19 protein-coding genes are annotated in these 15610 nt (G+C 73.6%); 3 read left to right on the top strand and 16 right to left on the bottom strand.

Going from position 1 to position 15610, the window contains the following annotated elements; translation table 11 throughout:
• Positions 1-34: 34 nt before the first annotated feature.
• Entirely contained in the window at positions 35-1675 is a 1641-nt protein-coding gene (locus AB4Y83_RS18230) for an FAD-dependent oxidoreductase (protein WP_442297740.1), read from the top strand.
• 2 nt (positions 1676-1677) lie between these two features.
• Here AB4Y83_RS18230 and AB4Y83_RS18225 read toward each other — a convergent pair whose 3' ends face one another.
• The 3 genes from AB4Y83_RS18225 to AB4Y83_RS18215 all read right to left on the bottom strand — a co-directional run bounded on the left by AB4Y83_RS18225 (position 1678) and on the right by AB4Y83_RS18215 (position 2755).
• A complete protein-coding gene (locus AB4Y83_RS18225; RefSeq protein ID WP_020141925.1) occupies positions 1678-1938 on the bottom strand; it encodes a metal-sensitive transcriptional regulator in 261 nt (86 codons plus the stop codon).
• Positions 1939-2018: 80 nt separating this feature from the next.
• Positions 2019-2354 (bottom strand): YnfA family protein, encoded by a 336-nt coding sequence (locus AB4Y83_RS18220; RefSeq protein ID WP_442276587.1) that lies wholly within the window; start codon positions 2352-2354, stop codon positions 2019-2021.
• Positions 2355-2356: 2 nt separating this feature from the next.
• Positions 2357-2755, bottom strand: coding sequence for a VOC family protein (locus AB4Y83_RS18215; RefSeq protein WP_442276588.1), 399 nt, complete (start codon positions 2753-2755; stop codon positions 2357-2359).
• Between the two features lie 134 nt (positions 2756-2889).
• On the opposite strand from AB4Y83_RS18215, the gene AB4Y83_RS18210 reads away from it, so the two are divergent.
• Positions 2890-3111 (top strand): hypothetical protein, encoded by a 222-nt coding sequence (locus AB4Y83_RS18210; RefSeq protein ID WP_442276589.1) that lies wholly within the window; start codon positions 2890-2892, stop codon positions 3109-3111.
• 10 nt (positions 3112-3121) lie between these two features.
• Here the strand turns inward: AB4Y83_RS18210 and AB4Y83_RS18205 are convergent, their stop codons facing one another.
• Positions 3122-3742 carry a class I SAM-dependent methyltransferase gene (locus tag AB4Y83_RS18205; RefSeq protein WP_442276590.1) on the bottom strand — a complete coding sequence of 207 codons (621 nt, stop codon included), beginning with the start codon at positions 3740-3742 and terminating at the stop codon, positions 3122-3124.
• 137 nt (positions 3743-3879) lie between these two features.
• On the opposite strand from AB4Y83_RS18205, the gene AB4Y83_RS18200 reads away from it, so the two are divergent.
• Positions 3880-4401: a flavodoxin family protein gene (locus tag AB4Y83_RS18200; protein WP_442297739.1), complete on the top strand. Its 522-nt coding sequence runs from the start codon at positions 3880-3882 to the stop codon at positions 4399-4401.
• Positions 4402-4415: 14 nt separating this feature from the next.
• On the opposite strand, the gene AB4Y83_RS18195 is transcribed toward AB4Y83_RS18200, so the two are convergent.
• The 12 genes from AB4Y83_RS18195 to AB4Y83_RS18140 all read right to left on the bottom strand — a co-directional run bounded on the left by AB4Y83_RS18195 (position 4416) and on the right by AB4Y83_RS18140 (position 15577).
• Complete coding sequence (locus AB4Y83_RS18195; protein WP_442297738.1) at positions 4416-5357, bottom strand: alpha/beta fold hydrolase; 942 nt, start codon at positions 5355-5357, stop codon at positions 4416-4418.
• Positions 5358-5366: 9 nt separating this feature from the next.
• Positions 5367-6620 (bottom strand): RNA polymerase sigma factor, encoded by a 1254-nt coding sequence (locus AB4Y83_RS18190; protein WP_442297737.1) that lies wholly within the window; start codon positions 6618-6620, stop codon positions 5367-5369.
• A gap of 13 nt (positions 6621-6633) precedes the next feature.
• Positions 6634-7017 carry a YciI family protein gene (locus tag AB4Y83_RS18185; protein WP_056778950.1) on the bottom strand — a complete coding sequence of 128 codons (384 nt, stop codon included), beginning with the start codon at positions 7015-7017 and terminating at the stop codon, positions 6634-6636.
• A gap of 116 nt (positions 7018-7133) precedes the next feature.
• Complete coding sequence (locus AB4Y83_RS18180) at positions 7134-7505, bottom strand: VOC family protein (RefSeq protein WP_442297736.1); 372 nt, start codon at positions 7503-7505, stop codon at positions 7134-7136.
• A gap of 33 nt (positions 7506-7538) precedes the next feature.
• On the bottom strand, positions 7539-8549 hold the full coding sequence (locus AB4Y83_RS18175; protein ID WP_442297735.1) for a sugar phosphate isomerase/epimerase family protein: 1011 nt from the start codon (positions 8547-8549) through the stop codon (positions 7539-7541).
• A gap of 54 nt (positions 8550-8603) precedes the next feature.
• A complete protein-coding gene (locus AB4Y83_RS18170; protein ID WP_442297734.1) occupies positions 8604-10019 on the bottom strand; it encodes an alkaline phosphatase family protein in 1416 nt (471 codons plus the stop codon).
• Positions 10016-11215 carry a metabolite traffic protein EboE gene (gene eboE / locus AB4Y83_RS18165; protein ID WP_442297733.1) on the bottom strand — a complete coding sequence of 400 codons (1200 nt, stop codon included), beginning with the start codon at positions 11213-11215 and terminating at the stop codon, positions 10016-10018. Before eboE ends, AB4Y83_RS18170 begins: the two co-directional genes overlap by 4 nt.
• A 3-nt stretch (positions 11216-11218) precedes the next feature.
• Complete coding sequence (locus tag AB4Y83_RS18160; protein WP_442297732.1) at positions 11219-12106, bottom strand: TatD family hydrolase; 888 nt, start codon at positions 12104-12106, stop codon at positions 11219-11221.
• A gap of 9 nt (positions 12107-12115) precedes the next feature.
• A complete protein-coding gene (locus AB4Y83_RS18155) occupies positions 12116-12691 on the bottom strand; it encodes an EboA domain-containing protein (RefSeq protein ID WP_442297731.1) in 576 nt (191 codons plus the stop codon).
• Positions 12688-13542, bottom strand: a complete 855-nt coding sequence (locus tag AB4Y83_RS18150; RefSeq protein WP_442297730.1) for a sugar phosphate isomerase/epimerase family protein — start codon at positions 13540-13542, stop codon at positions 12688-12690. Before AB4Y83_RS18150 ends, AB4Y83_RS18155 begins: the two co-directional genes overlap by 4 nt.
• Positions 13539-14435, bottom strand: coding sequence for an SCO3242 family prenyltransferase (locus AB4Y83_RS18145; protein WP_442297729.1), 897 nt, complete (start codon positions 14433-14435; stop codon positions 13539-13541). The genes AB4Y83_RS18150 and AB4Y83_RS18145 overlap by 4 nt, the downstream gene beginning before the upstream one ends.
• Positions 14432-15577, bottom strand: coding sequence for an inositol-3-phosphate synthase (locus AB4Y83_RS18140; protein ID WP_442297728.1), 1146 nt, complete (start codon positions 15575-15577; stop codon positions 14432-14434). The genes AB4Y83_RS18145 and AB4Y83_RS18140 overlap by 4 nt, the downstream gene beginning before the upstream one ends.
• Between the last annotated feature and the right edge of the window lie 33 nt (positions 15578-15610).

Raw genomic sequence — 15610 nt, 5'->3', positions numbered from 1 at the left:
GAGATCAGATACCCCCTGGGGTATCATCACGGGCATGGAACACATCATCATCGGCGGCGTCGCGGGCGGCATGAGTGCCGCCACGCGCCTGCGCCGGCTCGACGAGGACGCCCACATCACCGTCATCGAGCGCAGCGGGCACGTGTCCTTCGCCAACTRCGGACTGCCGTACCACGTCGGCGGAGTCATCGAGGACCGCGGGTCCCTGCTGCTCCAGACGCCGGCGTCCCTCGGGCGCCGCTTCGGGCTCGACGTGCGCGTCGGCACCGAGGCCGTGCAGATCGACCGCGAGCGCCGGGTCGTCGTCGTGCGCGAGCTCGCCACCGAGACCGTGTCCGAGCTGCCCTACGACGACGTACTCCTCTCCCCCGGTGCGCGGCCGGTCCGGCCGCCGATCCCGGGCATCGAGCGCGCCCTCTCGCTGCGCGACATCGAGGACACCGACGCCCTCGTCGCGGCGAGCACTCCGGCCCGCACCGCCGCGATCATCGGCGGCGGATTCATCGGGCTGGAGCTCGCCGAGAACCTCACCCGCCGCGGCATCGCCGTCACGGTCGTCGAAACCGCCGACCAGGTCATGACGCCACTCGACCCCGAGATGGTCGCCCCCGTCCACGACCACCTCCGCGCCTCCGGCGTGGTCGTGCGGCTCGGTGCATCCGTCACGGCCGTCGGACCCGACACGGTGACGCTCGCGACCGGGGAGCACGTCCCCGCCGACCTCGTCGTCTCGGCCGTGGGCGTCCGGCCCGACACGCGCCTGGCCGACGACGCCGGACTCGAGACGGGCCGTCTCGGCGGCATCCTCGTCGACAGCGGGTTCCGCACGAGCGACCCGCGGATCCTCGCCGTCGGTGACGCCGTCGAGAAGCGCGACGCCGTCGACGGAGGGCAGGTCCTCGTGCCGCTCGCCAACACCGCGAACCGCCAGGGCCGCATGGCCGCCGACGTCATGGCCGGCCTCCCGGCCCACGACCGGCCCGTGCTCGGCACCGCGATCGTCGGCGTCTTCGGCCTGCAGGTCGCGACGACCGGTTGGAGCGAGAAGCGCCTCGTCGCCGCCGGGCGCCCGCACCGTGTCGTCCACACGCACCCGGCGTCGCACGCGACGTACTACCCCGGCGCCGAGGGGATGAGCCTCAAGCTCCTCGTCGACCGCGACACCGACGCGATCCTCGGCGCGCAGGGCGTCGGCCGCGATGGCGTCGACAAGCGCATCGACGTCATCGCGACCGCCATGACCGGCGGCCTGACGGCCTCAGCCCTCGCCGACCTCGAGCTGGCCTACGCCCCTCAGTTCGCCTCGGCCAAGGACCCCGTCAACATGCTCGGCTACATCGCCGACAACCTCCGCACGGGCGTCAGCCGCTCGGTCCAGTGGCACGAGCTGGCGGATGCCGTGGCGGACGGCGCGGTCCTCGTCGACGTGCGCACCCCCGAGGAGCACGAGTCCGGGGCCATCCCGGGCGCGGTCCTCATCCCGGTCGACGAGCTCCGCGGACGCCTCGACGAGATCCCGCCCGGCCCGGTCGTCGTGCACTGCGCCGTCGGCCAGCGCGGCCACACCGCGGCCCGGGTGCTCGCGCACGCCGGTCGCGAGGTGCGCAACCTCGACGGCGGCTACCGCACCTGGCTCGCCGGCACGGGCCTCCGCGAGCCGGTGCTGGCCCACTGACCTCAGGCCAGGGAGAGGAAGAGCTTCTCCATCTGGGCGACGTCCATCGTCTCGCCGTCCGGGTTGGTGATGCACTCGCGCAGGCCGGTGGCGATGACGGCGAAGCCGGCCCGGTCGAGCGCCTTGGAGACGGCGGCGAGCTGGGTGACGATGTCCTTGCAGTCGCGCCCCTCCTCGATCATCTTGACGATGCCGCCGATCTGACCGCGGGCGCGGTTGAGGCGACGGATGACCGACTGCATCTCGTCGAGGTCGAGCTCCACGGCATCCTCCTGGGGTCGTTGCGGGAACGCCCCATGATACCCCCGGCCGTATGCCGTCGCGAGCGTCCGAGAGGCACCGCTCAGCCCGAACGGGGTGCGTACATGATGAGCGCGACGCCGACGAGGCACACGAGGGCGCCGGCGACGTCCCACCGGTCGGGTCGGAAGCCGTCGGCGACCATGCCCCACACGAGCGAGCCGACGACGAAGACGCCACCGTAGGCGGCGAGGATGCGCCCGAAGTTCGCGTCGGGCTGGAGCGTGGCGACGAAGCCGTAGAGGCCGAGAGCGACGACTCCCGCGCCGGCCCAGATCCAGCCCCGGTGCTCCCGCACCCCCTGCCAGATGAGCCAGGCGCCGCCGATCTCGGCGAGAGCGGCGAGCACGAAGAGCAGGATCGAGCGGGTGACGGTCATGCTCAGAGGTCCCCGGCCGCGCGCCGCTCGTCGTCGCTGCGCAGGATGCAGAACTCGTTGCCCTCGAGGTCGGCCATGACGACCCAGCCACGACCGTCGTCCGTGCGGCAGTCCTGCACGACGGTCGCCCCCAGCCCCGTGACGCGCTCGACCTCCTCGTCACGCGGTCGGTCGGTGGGGCGCAGGTCGAGGTGGACGCGGTTGCGCACCTGCTTGGCGTCCTCCACCTCGATGAAGAGCAGCCGGTGCGACCCGTCGGGCGAGAAGATCATGCACTCCTCGTGCCCCGGCTCGTTGGGGTCGGCGGGGTCCTCGTGGTAGCCGAGGAGGTCGGCCCACCAGACGGACTGCGCGTGCGCGTCGAGGGCGTTGACGGTCGTGTGCGAGAGCTCGAGTGCCATGCCGCCATCCTGCTGGGCGCGCACCGGTCGGGCCACTCCTGCGCAGGCGGGCCCCCCGTCAACGTTGGTTGACGGACCCGGCCACGCGGCCTACCCTGTCAACAGAAGTTGACACGGCACGGGAGGTGACCGCGATGACGAAGGAGGTCGACGACATGCTCCAGCTGGCTCGGGCCACCGGTGACGACGACCCGCGCGCCGCCCTCGCCGCGGCGCGCGAGCTGCGGCGCACCGCCGACCGCACCGAGGCCGCCGTGGTCCGGCGCGCCCGCAACCAGGGCCTGGCCTGGGCCGAGATCGCCGAGCAGCTCGGCGTCAGCCGACAGGCCGTCCACCGGAAGTACGGCAAGCGCTAGATCGGGGCGCTCAGCCCTCGCGGTGCAGCACGACCACGGTGTCGAGCGCGACGCGCTCACCGTCGTCGGTCGCGACCGGACGCTCCCGGATGCCCGACTGCAGGGCCGCGACGGGGAGCCCCTCGGCCCGGTCGAGCACCTCCTCGGGGTCGTAGAGCACGGCCCGGTCGCTCGGGCCGCCCCAGCCCTCGGCGAGGTTGCGACCGGCGTGGCCGACGACGACGACCAGGCCGCCCGGGCGAACCGCCTCGACGGCCGAGCGCAGCGCCTGCCGCCACTGGTCGGCCGGCAGCTGGAGGTAGCAGAGCAACGCGAGGTCGTAGGCGGCCGGGCCGCCGGGCGTCGACTGCGTCGCGTCGGCGACGACCGCGGTCAGCCGGCCGAGGTCGTCACCGAGACGGTCGGCCGCGAGCGACCGCATCCGCTCCACGGCCACCGGCGAGTAGTCCGACGCCGTGACGACCCAGCCCTGCTCGACCATCCAGATCGCGTTGCGCCCCTCGCCCGCGGCGAGGTCGACCGCGTGACCCGGCGTCAGCGGGCCGATGATCTCGGCGACGAAGCGGTTCGGCTCGGCCGACCACACGAGGTCGTGGGCGGCATATCGCTCGTCCCAGTCCTTGGCGTCCACGGTGACTCTCCTCGTCGTCGGCTGGCGACCCGGTGGTGGCCGCGCGAATCCCATTGTGTCGCGGCACGTCTCGTGCGTCACGATTCAGTCGCGCCCACGCACGCCGCGCGTAGCGTGGATGGCGGAAGGGATCCATGATGAACGTCCTCATCGTCCACGAGTCCATGTTCGGCAACACCCGCGAGGTCGCCTCGGCCATCGCCGACGGGCTGCGCCGTGGCAGACCGGTGGAGGACGGCGACGTCCGGCTCGTCCACGTCGACGACGCCCCGACCGTCATCCCCGACGACGTCGACCTGCTGCTCGTGGGCGGACCCACACACGCCCTCGGCATGACCCGACCGAAGACGCGCGATGACGCGACGACGAAGGGTGGCACCGCTGCACACGAGGGCGTCCGCGAGTGGATCGAGTCCGTGACACCGCGGCCCGAGCTCCCCGTCGTGACCTTCGACACGCGCGTGCACGTCAAGATGCTGCCGGGGTCGGCCGCGAGCGCCGCGGCGAAGTCCTTGCGGCACCACGGATTCGGTCGCGCCGAGCGCGGCGAGACCTTCTGGGTCCAGGGCACCGCCGGACCGATCGAGGCGGGCGAGCTCGACCGCGCCCGCGAGTGGGGCACCGAGCTGGCCTCACGCGTCACCCACGGCGTCGCCTGACGCCGGCGGGTCCTTCAGACGAGGGAGTCGAGCCAGGGCTCGAGGTGCTCGAGCACGTCATCGGGCGCCTCGAGCTGAGGCGTGTGGCCCATCCCGTCGAGCCAGGCCGTGCGCCAGGCCGGATTGAGCCGCGCGGCGCGGCGGGCGGCCGAGACCGGCACGAGGCGGTCCCGGGTGCCGTGGATGAGCAGCACGGGCCGGTCGAGGTCGCGCATGATGCGGTCGTACTCACGCCGACCACGGAGCACCCGCAGCAGCGACCGCGCCGCGCCGAGGAACTCGGCCTCGGGGTCCGGGAGAGACCGGCGCCAGGCGGCGAGCTCCACGCCCGCCTCGACGACGTCGACGTCGGCGCGGGACGGGTCGGCGAAGCACAGCGCCACGGTGCCGAGCACGCGCTGCCGGTCCGAGACGCTCTTGTTGTAGCGGGTCAGCACGAGCTCACCGACGCGCGGCACGGCGTACATCGCGAAGGTGGCGGCGACCTGGGGGTCGGGCCGCGCACCGGGGTTGGGCAGCGCAGGGTCGACGAGCGCGAGACCCACGACCTGCTCGGGGCGACGGTCGGCGAGCAGCAGGCTCACCATGCCGCCCATCGAGTTGCCGACGAGGACGACGGGGCGGCCGAGCACCTCGTGGACGAAGCGGCTGAGCAGGGCCGCGTTGTGGTTGACGCTCGTCGCACGACCGAGGGCCGGGCTCAGCCCGAAGCCCGGCAGGTCGATCGCGACGACCCGGCGACGTGCGGCGAGCGCCGGTGCGATGCCGACCCAGTTGAGGTGCGAACCGCCCAGACCGTGGACGAGGACGACCGGCGGCGCCTCGGGCACCTCCGGATCCTCGTCGGGGCCGCCGAAGTCGACCCAGTGGACGGGGCCGTCCAGGTCGATGGTGCGGCCGACCCCTCCCCACGGGGAGGCGATGTCGGTCGGAGCGGTGGACGGCGGGGTCGTCATGACCGCAGGTTACCGCCGGTCATCTGTCCGCGCCGCAGCTCCGGCAGCTCTGGCGGCACGGGCCAGCAGGTGGCGCGACTCGGGCCCGTTGTCGCTGAGCCCGGCGGCCCGGTCCCACTCGGTGGCCGACTCCGGCCACCGCGCGAGACGACCGAGCAGCTCGGCCCGCACGACGTGGAAGGCGACGTAGCCGTCGAGGTCCAGACGGTCGAGCAGGGCGAGCGCGGCCTGTGGACCGTCGAGCTCGGCGACGGCGACGGCCCGGTTGAGCCGCACGACGTCGGTCGGCGCGAGGCGCAGCAGGTGGTCGTAGAGCGCGACGACCTGGGACCAGTCGGTCTCCGCCGCGGTCCGGGCATCCGTGTGCACGGCGTTGATCGCGGCCTGGAGCTGGTACGGGCCGGGGGCGCCGCGCCGCAGGCACCGGTGCACCAGCGCCTGGCCCTCGTCGACGAGCGCGCGGTCCCAGAGGGAGCGGTCCTGCTCCGCCAGGACGACGAGCTCGCCCGCGGCATCCGTGCGCGCCGGGCGCCGGGCCTCGGTCAGCAGCATGAGGGCCAGCAGGCCCGCGGCCTCCGGCTCGTCGGGCATCAGCTCGACGAGCACCCGGGCCAGCCGGATCGCCTCGGCGGCGAGGTCCGGTCGCCCGAGGTCGGCGCCGGCGGTGGCCGTGTGACCCTCGGTGAAGACGAGGTAGAGCACGGCGAGGACCGAGGCGAGCCGGGCGGGCAGGTCCTCGTCGCGCGGCACCCGGTAAGGGATGCCGGCCGAGCGGATCTTGCTCTTGGCCCGGACGATCCGCTGGGCCATCGTCGACTCCGGCACGAGGAAGGCGTGCGCGATCTCGGGTGTCGTCAGGCCGCCCAGCAGCCGGAGCGTCAGCGCGATCTGGGCCTCCCGCGAGAGGGCGGGGTGGCAGCAGGTGAAGACGAGGCGCAGTCGTTCGTCCTTCACGGGTCCCTCCTGCGTCGCAGCGGTGTTCTCGTCGGCGGCGTGCAGGGCGAGCGCCTCCGTGTGGCGGGCCTCCCGCGTCGCCTCCCGGCGCAGCCGGTCGATGGCCCGGCGCCGCGCGGTCGTGATGATCCAGCCGGCGGGACTCGGCGGCATACCGTCGCGGGGCCAGCGCTCCACGGCCACGGTGAACGCGTCCTGGACGGCGTCCTCGGCGAGGTCGATGTCACCGAGCGCGCGGATGAGCACGGACACCGCACGGCCGTGCTCGGCGCGGAAGACCCGCGCGATGTCCGCGCCCGAGACCGTCATGACGTGCGGGCCGTCACTGGTCGGTCGGCGCCTGGCCGGGGTCGCCGTCGCCCTGGAACGGGCGGACCTCGACGGGCAGGCCCGTGGCTCCGGCGATCCGCTCGGCCCAGCCGAGGACGACGTCGTAGTCGTCGGAGCGCAGGATCGTCAGGCCGCCCAGGTGCTCCTTCGCCTCGGCGAACGGGCCGTCGGTGAGGACGGCGTCGGCCACCCCGTCGCGCGGTCGGCGGATCGTCGTGGCGCTGGCCTGGTCGGCGAGGCCGCCGGCGAACACCCAACCCCCGGCCGCGCGGATGTCGGCGTTGACGACCTCGAGGTCGGCCATGACCGTCGTGAGGTCGAGGTCCTCCGGCGGCGGCCCGTCGGGCGAGAAGAGGCTGATGAGGTAGGTCTTCACGATGATCTCCTCCTGCCGGCGCTGCCGGCTGGTCGGTGGTGCACCCGGTGTGCACCCTGCACCACCTACACGAAAGGGGTCACCCGGAATCGACAGATCGCCCGGTCACGCGTCGGTCAGCCGCGCGGTCGCTGCTCGACGAGTCCGACGAGGTTGCCCTCGGAGTCGACGACGAACGCCATCCACTCGTCGGTGCCGGCCGGCCCGAGGGTGTCGTCGTCGTGGCCGAAGATGACGTGCGGCTCGCCGCGCACCTCGACGCCGGCCACCCGCAGACGCTCGACCGTGGCGTCGATGTCGTCGACCCGCAGGTAGTGCAGGGCGCTCGGCGCGCCCTGGTCGAGGAGCAGTCGCACACCGCCGACGTCGAAGAAGACGAGCCCCGGAGGGTCGAACGTCGCGAGCGGCTCGGACCCGAGCAGGTCGCGGTAGAAGGCGGTGGCCCGGCCGAGGTCGTCGGCGTGCTGGGCGATCTGGACGAGTCCCATGCCCCGACGGTAGACCCGCCGGGGCCGCGGGCGTCAGTCCTTCGAGCTGCTGAAGGCCGCGTCGAAGGAGGCGGTCGGGCGCTCGAAGTTGAGGCCCCGGACGTACTCGAGTGCCCCGGGCGCACCGACGAGACGGTCCATGCCGGCGTCCTCCCACTCGATCGAGATCGGGCCGTCGTAGCCGATCGCGTTGAGCGTGCGGAAGCAGTCCTCCCACGGCACGTCGCCGTGACCCGTCGACACGAAGTCCCAGCCGCGGCGCGGGTCGCCCCACGGCAGGTGCGAGCCGAGACGACCGTTGCGGCCGTTGCCGATCCGCTTGCGGGTGTCCTTGCAGTCGACGTGGTAGATCCGGTCCTTGAAGTCCCAGATGAAGCCGGCCGGGTCGAGGTCCTGCCACACCATGTGGCTCGGGTCCCAGTTGAGGCCGAACGCCTCGCGGTGCCCGATCGCCTCGAGCGTCGCGACGGTGCTCCAGTAGTCGTAGGCGATCTCGCTCGGGTGCACCTCGTGGGCGAACTTCACGCCCACCTCGTCGAAGACGTCGAGGATCGGGTTCCAGCGGCGGGCGAAGTCGGCATAGCCCGCCTGGATGACGTCGTCACCCACGGGCGGGAACATCGCGACGTACTTCCAGATCGCCGACCCCGTGAAGCCGATGACGGTGTCGACGCCGAGCCGTGCCGCGGCGCGGGCGGTGTCGGCCATCCGCTCGGCCGCTCGCTGCCGCACACCCTCGGGATCGCCGTCGCCCCAGACGGCCGACGGCAGGATGTCCTGGTGCCGCTGGTCGATGGGGTCGTCGCAGACGGCCTGGCCGACGAGGTGGTTCGAGATGGCCCAGACCTTCAGGCCGTGCCGCTCGAGGATCTCGCGACGTGACTCGATGTAGCCGTCCTCGGAGAGGGCCCGGTCGACCTCGAAGTGGTCGCCCCAGCAGGCGATCTCGAGACCGTCGTAGCCCCACTCCCCCGCGAGGCGGCACACCTCCTCGAAGGGTAGGTCGGCCCACTGTCCGGTGAAGAGCGTGATCGGTCGAGCCATCGTGGATCTCCTTGCTGCTGTGACGAGCTGGGTCAGTGGTGGGTCAGTGGTGGGTCAGTGGTGGGTCGCGGCGACGACCGGGAGGCCGGCGGCCTCGAGGACGAGGTCGTGCACGTCGGCTGCCGCCACCGTCTCACGGCGCAGGCCCGCGTCGGAGGTGATGACGACGGGTCCGTCCACCGGGTCCGCAGGCAGTCGCCCGTGGCTGCCGCGCACCCACCGCGGGTCGAGCGGGAYGACCGTCATGGCATACCGCAGCCCGAGCTTCTTGCGCACGAGACCGAGCCCGGCCCGTGCCTTGGCGGAGCGGTCGGCGGGGTCGAAGAACAGCTCGGCGGGGTCGTAGCCGGGCTTGCGGTGGATCTCGACGCCGCGGGCGAAGTCGGGTGCGCGCTCGTCGTCGAGCCAGTAGTAGTAGGTGAACCAGGCGCGTGGCTCGGCGACGAGGACGAGGTCGCCGCTGCGCTCGTGGTCGAGGCCGTATGCCGCCTGGCCGGCCCGGTCGAGCACCTGGTCGACGCCGGGGGTCGCCTCGAGCAGCGCGCGCACCTCCTCGAGCCGGTCGGCGTCCTTGACGTAGACGTGGGCGACCTGGTGGTCGGCGACGGCGAAGGACGCCGATGCCCACGGGTCGAGGTACTCCATCCCGGCCTGGGTGTGGACCTCGAGCAGGCCGGCCCGGCGCAGCACCCGGTTGACGTCGACGGGCTGGTCGACGGCGGTGATGCCGTACTCGCTGACGACCACCACGCTGACGCCGAGGCGTTCGGCGTCGTCGAGGAGCGGCGTCAGGGCGGCGTCGAGCTCGCGCGCCGCGGCGCGGGCCTCGGGGGACTCCGGGCCGAGGCGCTGGAGGTCGTAGTCGAGGTGCGGCACGTAGGAGAGCGTCAGGTCGTGCTCGGGCAGCAGGAGGCGGGTCGCCTCGATGATCCAGCGGGACGAGGCGATCGACGCGGTGGGGCCCCAGTAGTGGAAGAGCGGGAAGGCGCCGAGCCGGGCGGTGAGCCGGTCGTGGAGGGCCGCCGGTCGCGTGTAGCAGTCGGGCGACTTGCGACCGTCGGCGTGGTAGACCGGGCGCGGCGTGACGATCGAGTCGACGTCCATGCCCATGGCGTACCACCAGCAGACGTTGGCGACCCGCGCCCCGGGGTGCGCGCGGCGCAGGGCGTCCCAGACCTTCTCGCCCTCGACGAGGGCGTGGTGCTGGCGCCAGAGGAAGACCTCGCCGAGGTCGCGGAAGTACCAGCCGTTGCCGACGGCCCCGTGGTCGGCGACGGGCCGACCGGTGAGCATCGTCGACTGCACCGAGCACGTGACGGCGGGCAGCACGGTCCCGAGCGACGACTGCCAGCCGGAGCCGGCGAGCCGGGAGAGGCGTGGCATGTCCGCGAGGGCGCGCGGCGTCAGGCCGACGACGTCGAGGAGCAGGACCTTCGCGGGCTGTGTGGTCGGGGCGCTCGGGGTGGTCATGCGGACTCCTTGAGGCCGAGGTCGATGAGGGTGTCGCGCAGCCAAGCGAGCTCGCCGGCGATGCTCACGGCGAGGGCCGCGTCGTCGGTCGGGCGCACCGCCTCGGGCACGACGGTCCACGTGTAGGTCTCCACCTCGAGGTGGTCCGTCAGGGCCGTGTCACCGCCGACGAGGACGTCGAGCGAGTGCCGGAGGTCGCCGGTCGTCGCGGAGAGCGGCGGCTCGGGGGCGTGGTCGAGCGGCACGTGGAAGTGGACCCGCCACGGACGCTCGGTGCCACCCGGGCACGGGTCGAGGGGGCGCGGGCCGCCGAGTGCGTCGCCGAGGTCGTCCCGGGCCCGCAGCTGGTGGCCCTCGCCCAGCTGGCCCGGCGAGCGGGTCTGGTGCAGGAAGCGGTCCTCGTCGAAGGCGGCGAGGGCGCTGCGGGTGGCGTCGTCTGCGGGGTGCTCGACGTGCAGCGCAGCGGAGACCTGAGCCTTGACGACGCGACGGCCGGCGGCGGCGAGCCGAGGCACGGCGACGGCCGCGTCCTCGAAGCCGACCGCGAGGTGGCAGAGGTCGAGGCAGACCCCGAGCACCTCCTCGTCCCAGCCCGCCATCCGGTCGACGAGCTCGGTCGTCGTCTCGATGACGCAACCCGGCTCGGGCTCGAGGCCGACGCGGACCTCGCGGCCGGTGCGGTCGCGCAGCGCGTGGAGGTGGTCGGCGAGCCGGTCGAGCTGCTCGTCGGCAAGGACCTGCCGGTCGCCGAACCACGGGTGCCGCCACCCGAGGGGAAGCGTCGAGATGCTGCCCCGTGCGGCGTCGTCGGGCAGCAGGCGGGCGAGCACCTCGGTGAGGTCGGTCGTGTAGGCGAGGCGGGCCGGCTCGGTCCAGTCGGGGTGGTAGACGCGGTGCTTGACGACCTCGTCCTGGAAACCGCGGTAGGGGAAGCCGTTGAGGGTGACGACCTCGAGACCTCGCTCGTCGAGGGCTGCACGGAGCAGGTCGGTCTGGCGCGGGTCGTCGGCGAGCCCGCGCGCGACCGGCGCGCTGAGCCACAGGCCGAGCCCGAGGAGGTCTGCGCCGAGGTGGTGGCGCACGGGCAGGGCGAAGCGGTCGAGCTGCCCGATGATCGTGTCGAGGTCCTCACCCGGATGGACGTTGGTGCAGTACGCGACGTGGACGGTCTGGCCGTCGGCGTGGAGCAGGCGCACGGCTCACTCCCTCGCGCCGCGGAGCACGGAGTTGCCCAGGAACGTCGCACCAGCCCCGACGAGGTCGCCCGGCTCGGTCTCGACGGGCGCATCCGTCTCGGGCAGCTCGAGGCGACCGCTCTGGCCGTAGAACTCGACGGGGTTGCGCCACAGCACCCGGTCGACGTCGTCGGCCGTGTAGCCCGCGGCGAGCATCGTCTCGGCGACGCGTCGGGTCTTGAGCGGGTCGCTGTTTCCCCAGTCCGCGGCCGAGTTGACGATCATCCGGTCGAGGCCGTAGCGGCGAAGGATCTCGACCATGCGGTGCTCGTCCATCTTCGTGTCCGGGTAGACGGAGAAGCCCATCCAGCAACCGGACTCGGCCACGACCCCGACCGTCATCTCGTTGAGGTGGTCGACGAGGACGGCCCCGGGCTCGAGCGCCGACTCGCGCACGACGTCGAGCGTGCGTCGGGTGCCGGCCAGCTTGTCGCGGTGCGGCGTGTGCACGAGCGCCGGCAGCTCGTGCTCGGCGGCGAGCCCGAGCTGGACGGCGAAGACGTCGTCCTCCTCCGGTGTCATCGAGTCGTAGCCGAGCTCGCCGACCGCCACGACGCGGTCCTTGGCGAGGTAGCGCGGCAGGACGTCGAGCACCTCCCGGCAGCGGGCGTCATTGGCCTCCTTGGGGTTGAGGCCGATCGTCGCGTGGTGCGCGATGCCGTACTGCGACGCGCGGAACGGCTCCCACCCGAGGAGCGCGTCGAAGTAGTCGCAGAAGGAGCCGACGTTCGTGCGCGGCTGCCCGAGCCAGAACGAGGGCTCGACGACGGCGCGGACACCGGCGGCGTGCATGCGCTGGTAGTCGTCGGTGGTCCGGGACGTCATGTGGATGTGGGGGTCGAAGATGCGCACGGCTGCTCCTCAGTCGGCTCGGTGGGCAAGGGAGAGGTCGAGGACCGTTCGGGCGTCCGGGGTCACGACGCGACCGGCGGCCTCGCGCTCGGCGGCGTAGTCGCGGACCATCCGGGCCAGCTCGTCGTCGGCGCGCTCGGCGAGGCCGGCGACCTGCTCGACGGGGATGCCGGTGAAGAGGACCTTGAGCACCGCCTGGCGCCAGGCGTCGGCGTCGAGGTGCGCGGCCGCATACGGACCCAGCGCAGCTGCGACGAGGCGGGTGTCGTTGGTGCGCAGGGCATCCCGCAYGATCGGGAGCGCGCCGTCACCGATGGCGTTTGCGCGGTCGGGTGCGTCGAGCGCGGGCAGCGCGAGCAGCACCGCGCGCCGCTCGGCCGCGTCGCCGTGGTCGTACACGCGACGCACGGCGTCGACGACGTATGCCGCCGGGCCGGGCACCGCGAGCAGCAGCGCCTCGCGCGCCACGTCGCCGTCGAGGCCCTCGCGGGCCGCGGTGCGTGCGGCCGCCGGGAAGTGACGGTCGATGGTGTCGGGATCGGACGCCACCTGGACGATCGCGTCCTGCGTGGTCACCGGGCTCATCGGCCCACCTCCTGGGGTCGTCGGGCGGCGTCGCGGAGGAACGTGAGGCTCGAGGCGGCCAGCGCCGGGGCGGCGTGCGAGTGGCGGGGCAGCTCGACGGCGACGAGGCCGGCGAACTCGATGGCCTCCAGCGCGGCGAGCACCGGGGGGACGTCCACCTCGCCCTCCCCGAAGGGCAGGTGCTCGTGGACGCCGCGCCGCATGTCGTCGATCTGGACGTTGGCGACGAGATCACCCGCACCGAGGATGCAGGCTGCCGGTTCGGCGTCCTCGGTGCAGCGCAGGTGACCGACGTCGATCGTCAGGCGCAGCCGGTCGGGTGAGTCGAGACGACGCCGCAGCTCGAGCACGTCGGCGATGCGCTCGACGAACATGCCCGGCTCGGGCTCGAGGGCCAGGTCGACACCGTGGGACTCGGCGACGGGCAGCAGGGCGGCGACGCCGGCCTCGACGCGGGCCCAGAGCTCGTCCCGGCTCGTGCCACGCGGCGCGATGCCGCTCCAGAAGGACACGACGGGCGAGCCGACCTCCGCGGCGACGCGGATCGCTCTCTCCAGCAAGTCGATCCGTCTGTCGCGGCCGCTCTGGGACACGAGGGTGGGCTCGTGCTTGTGACGCGGGTCGAGCACGTAGCGGGCCCCTGTCTCGACGACGACCGCCAGCCCATGACGCTCCAGCACGGCCCCGGCCCGGGCCGCGCGGCCGGCCAGGTCGGGCGCGAAGGGGTCGAGGTGGGCGTGGTCGAGGGTCAGGGCGACGCCGTCGTAGCCGAGGTCGGCGAGGAGCGCGAGCGCATCGCCGAGCCGGTGGTCGGTGAAGCCGTTGAGGCCGTAGCCGAAGTGGAGGCTCATGTCGCCGACACCCGCCTCATCGCCGCCGCACCGACCGGCGCGGATGCGGCGAGGCCGAGGGCGGCCGCGTGGTGGCCGGTCGCCGCGAGAGCCGCGCCCTGGAGCGGCACGAGGCCACGGATGCCGGCACCCGTGGCCCGGCGGACCGTGCCGGCGTCGGGGGTGCGCGCGGCGGCGAGCTGGGCGCGGAGGACGCTCACGGCATACGCCCCCGTGAGGGCCACGGAGACCGCGGCGCCGAGCGCTCCCCCAGCGCGTCCGCGACCGGACGCGGGGACCTGTCGCAGCGCCGAGGCCGTGGCGACGACCGCGGTCGCGGCGACGCAGGCCCGGGCGAGACCGGTCGACCCGCCGTGGACCTCGCCGCGGCTCAGGGCCGTGACGCCGGCGGTGTGGACGGCGACGAGGGTGGCCGGGACGGCGGCGGCACGCAGGCCGGGCAGGCCGCCGGCACTGGCGCCGAGGAGCACGTCGAGCCCGCGCGTCGAGGCCATCGTGGCGACGCTGACCGGCCCCTGCTTCGGGGAGAGGTCGTAGGCCCAGACCGCTGCGGCGAGCACGGCGGCCGACATGGCCGATCGACGTCCGCCGGCCGCCGCGGCAACGGCGACACCGGTGACGGTGAGCCCGGTGGCGACGGCGAGGGCCGTCCGCGCCGGCACGCGACCGGACGGGATGGGTCGCTCCGGACGCTCGACCGCGTCGGTGCGCCGGTCGGCCCAGTCGTTGAGCGCCATCCCCGCCCAGTAGAGGCACGTCGAGGCGACCGGTAGCGCCGCCGAGCGCGCGCCGGCCGGCCAGCCCGCGCTCGCCGCACCCGCGAGGGTGTCGCCGGGCACGGTGAGGGCGGCCGGTGCGCGCACCAGCTCCACGAGGTCGCGCAGGGTCGTCACGACGCGGTCGCCCAGGCGGTCAGCACCCGTTGCTGCTCGAAGAGGCGGTGCTCGTCGGAGCCGACCGGGTCCTTGAAGAAGAAGCCGAGGGCCGGCAGCGGGCCCACCTCCCCGCGTCGCAGGGCGAGGTCGGCGAGGCGCGCGAGATCGATGACGAGCGGCGCGGCCAGGGCCGAGTCGCAGCCCTGCCAGGTGAACTGCATCGACATCCTCGTGCCGAGGAAGCCGGAGAAGGTCAGGTGGTCCCAGGCCGTCTTCCAGTCGCCGAGGTCGGCGATGTTGTCGATGTGGACCGGGCCGTCGACGGGGTGGCCGAGCATCGCCTCGAGGCCGCGGGCCTTGCTGCGGGCCTTGCTCTCCATCGCCTCGGGGTCGGCGAGCGTGGCACCGTCACCGCCGCCGAGGAGGTTGGTGCCGGCCCAGGAGCGGACCCGGAGCGCGCGGGCGGCGAACATCGGCGCGAGGACCGACTTGACGAGGGTCTCGCCCGTCTTGCCGTCGCTGCCGCCCCACGGCACGCCGTGGCGCTGGGCGAGCTCCTCGAGCGCAGGCAGGCGCGCACCCGTCGAGGGGGTGAAGTCGACGAACGCGGCTCCCGCCGTGAACGCGGCCGCCGCGTAGACGGCGCTCGGTGGGAGCGGGGACTCCCCTGCGGCCCAGGCCTGCTCGAGCGCGGCGAGCGAGGCGTGCGCGGGGTCGTCGCTGATGACCGGCTCGGTCGAGCTGACGTTGACGACGACGACGCGTGCCAGCGACTCGGCCTGCGCGAACGCGCGGATGTCGGCGGCCAGCCGCTCGACGGCGTCCGCCTGACGCTCCTCGGCGTCCCGGTGTCCGTGGCGGATCCGGCTGCAGGTGCGGTCGAGCTCGTCGGAGACGAGCGCGAGAGCGGTGTGCGGGATGACGCCGGCGTCGGCGAGCTGCGCTGCGCGCTTGGCGAGCGGCACGTCGGCGACGTCGTGGCCGCCGACGACGAGGTGGTCGAGCGGGACGAGGCCGGCGCCGGCCAGGTCGGGTTGCTCGGTGACGAGCCCGTCAGGTCCGGCACCGCCGGCGGTGATGAGGGCGAGGCCGGTGGCGACGGTCGTGGCGACCGAGCCGCGTGCGCCGACGAGCCAGAGTCCGGTTCGTGCGTCCGTCATGGTCGTTCTCCTCTACGTGGTGGGGCCGGTGGC

The sequence above is a fragment of the Terrabacter sp. RAF57 genome (assembly GCF_052113925.1).
In the GTDB taxonomy this organism is placed as follows: domain Bacteria; phylum Actinomycetota; class Actinomycetes; order Actinomycetales; family Dermatophilaceae; genus Terrabacter.
This window is presented reverse-complemented; position numbering and strand designations above follow the sequence as displayed.

Coding starts and splice junctions, on each gene's coding strand:
- AB4Y83_RS18190 (WP_442297737.1), bottom strand. CDS start 6,620: ATGACGGTCTCGGGCGCGGACATCGCGCGGGTCTTCCGCGCCGAGCAC.
- AB4Y83_RS18180 (WP_442297736.1), bottom strand. CDS start 7,505: ATGGGACTCGTCCAGATCGCCCAGCACGCCGACGACCTCGGCCGGGCC.
- AB4Y83_RS18150 (WP_442297730.1), bottom strand. CDS start 13,542: ATGAGCCTCCACTTCGGCTACGGCCTCAACGGCTTCACCGACCACCGG.
- AB4Y83_RS18200 (WP_442297739.1), top strand. CDS start 3,880: ATGAACGTCCTCATCGTCCACGAGTCCATGTTCGGCAACACCCGCGAG.
- AB4Y83_RS18175 (WP_442297735.1), bottom strand. CDS start 8,549: ATGGCTCGACCGATCACGCTCTTCACCGGACAGTGGGCCGACCTACCC.
- AB4Y83_RS18195 (WP_442297738.1), bottom strand. CDS start 5,357: ATGACGACCCCGCCGTCCACCGCTCCGACCGACATCGCCTCCCCGTGG.
- AB4Y83_RS18220 (WP_442276587.1), bottom strand. CDS start 2,354: ATGACCGTCACCCGCTCGATCCTGCTCTTCGTGCTCGCCGCTCTCGCC.
- AB4Y83_RS18140 (WP_442297728.1), bottom strand. CDS start 15,577: ATGACGGACGCACGAACCGGACTCTGGCTCGTCGGCGCACGCGGCTCG.
- AB4Y83_RS18210 (WP_442276589.1), top strand. CDS start 2,890: ATGACGAAGGAGGTCGACGACATGCTCCAGCTGGCTCGGGCCACCGGT.
- AB4Y83_RS18215 (WP_442276588.1), bottom strand. CDS start 2,755: ATGGCACTCGAGCTCTCGCACACGACCGTCAACGCCCTCGACGCGCAC.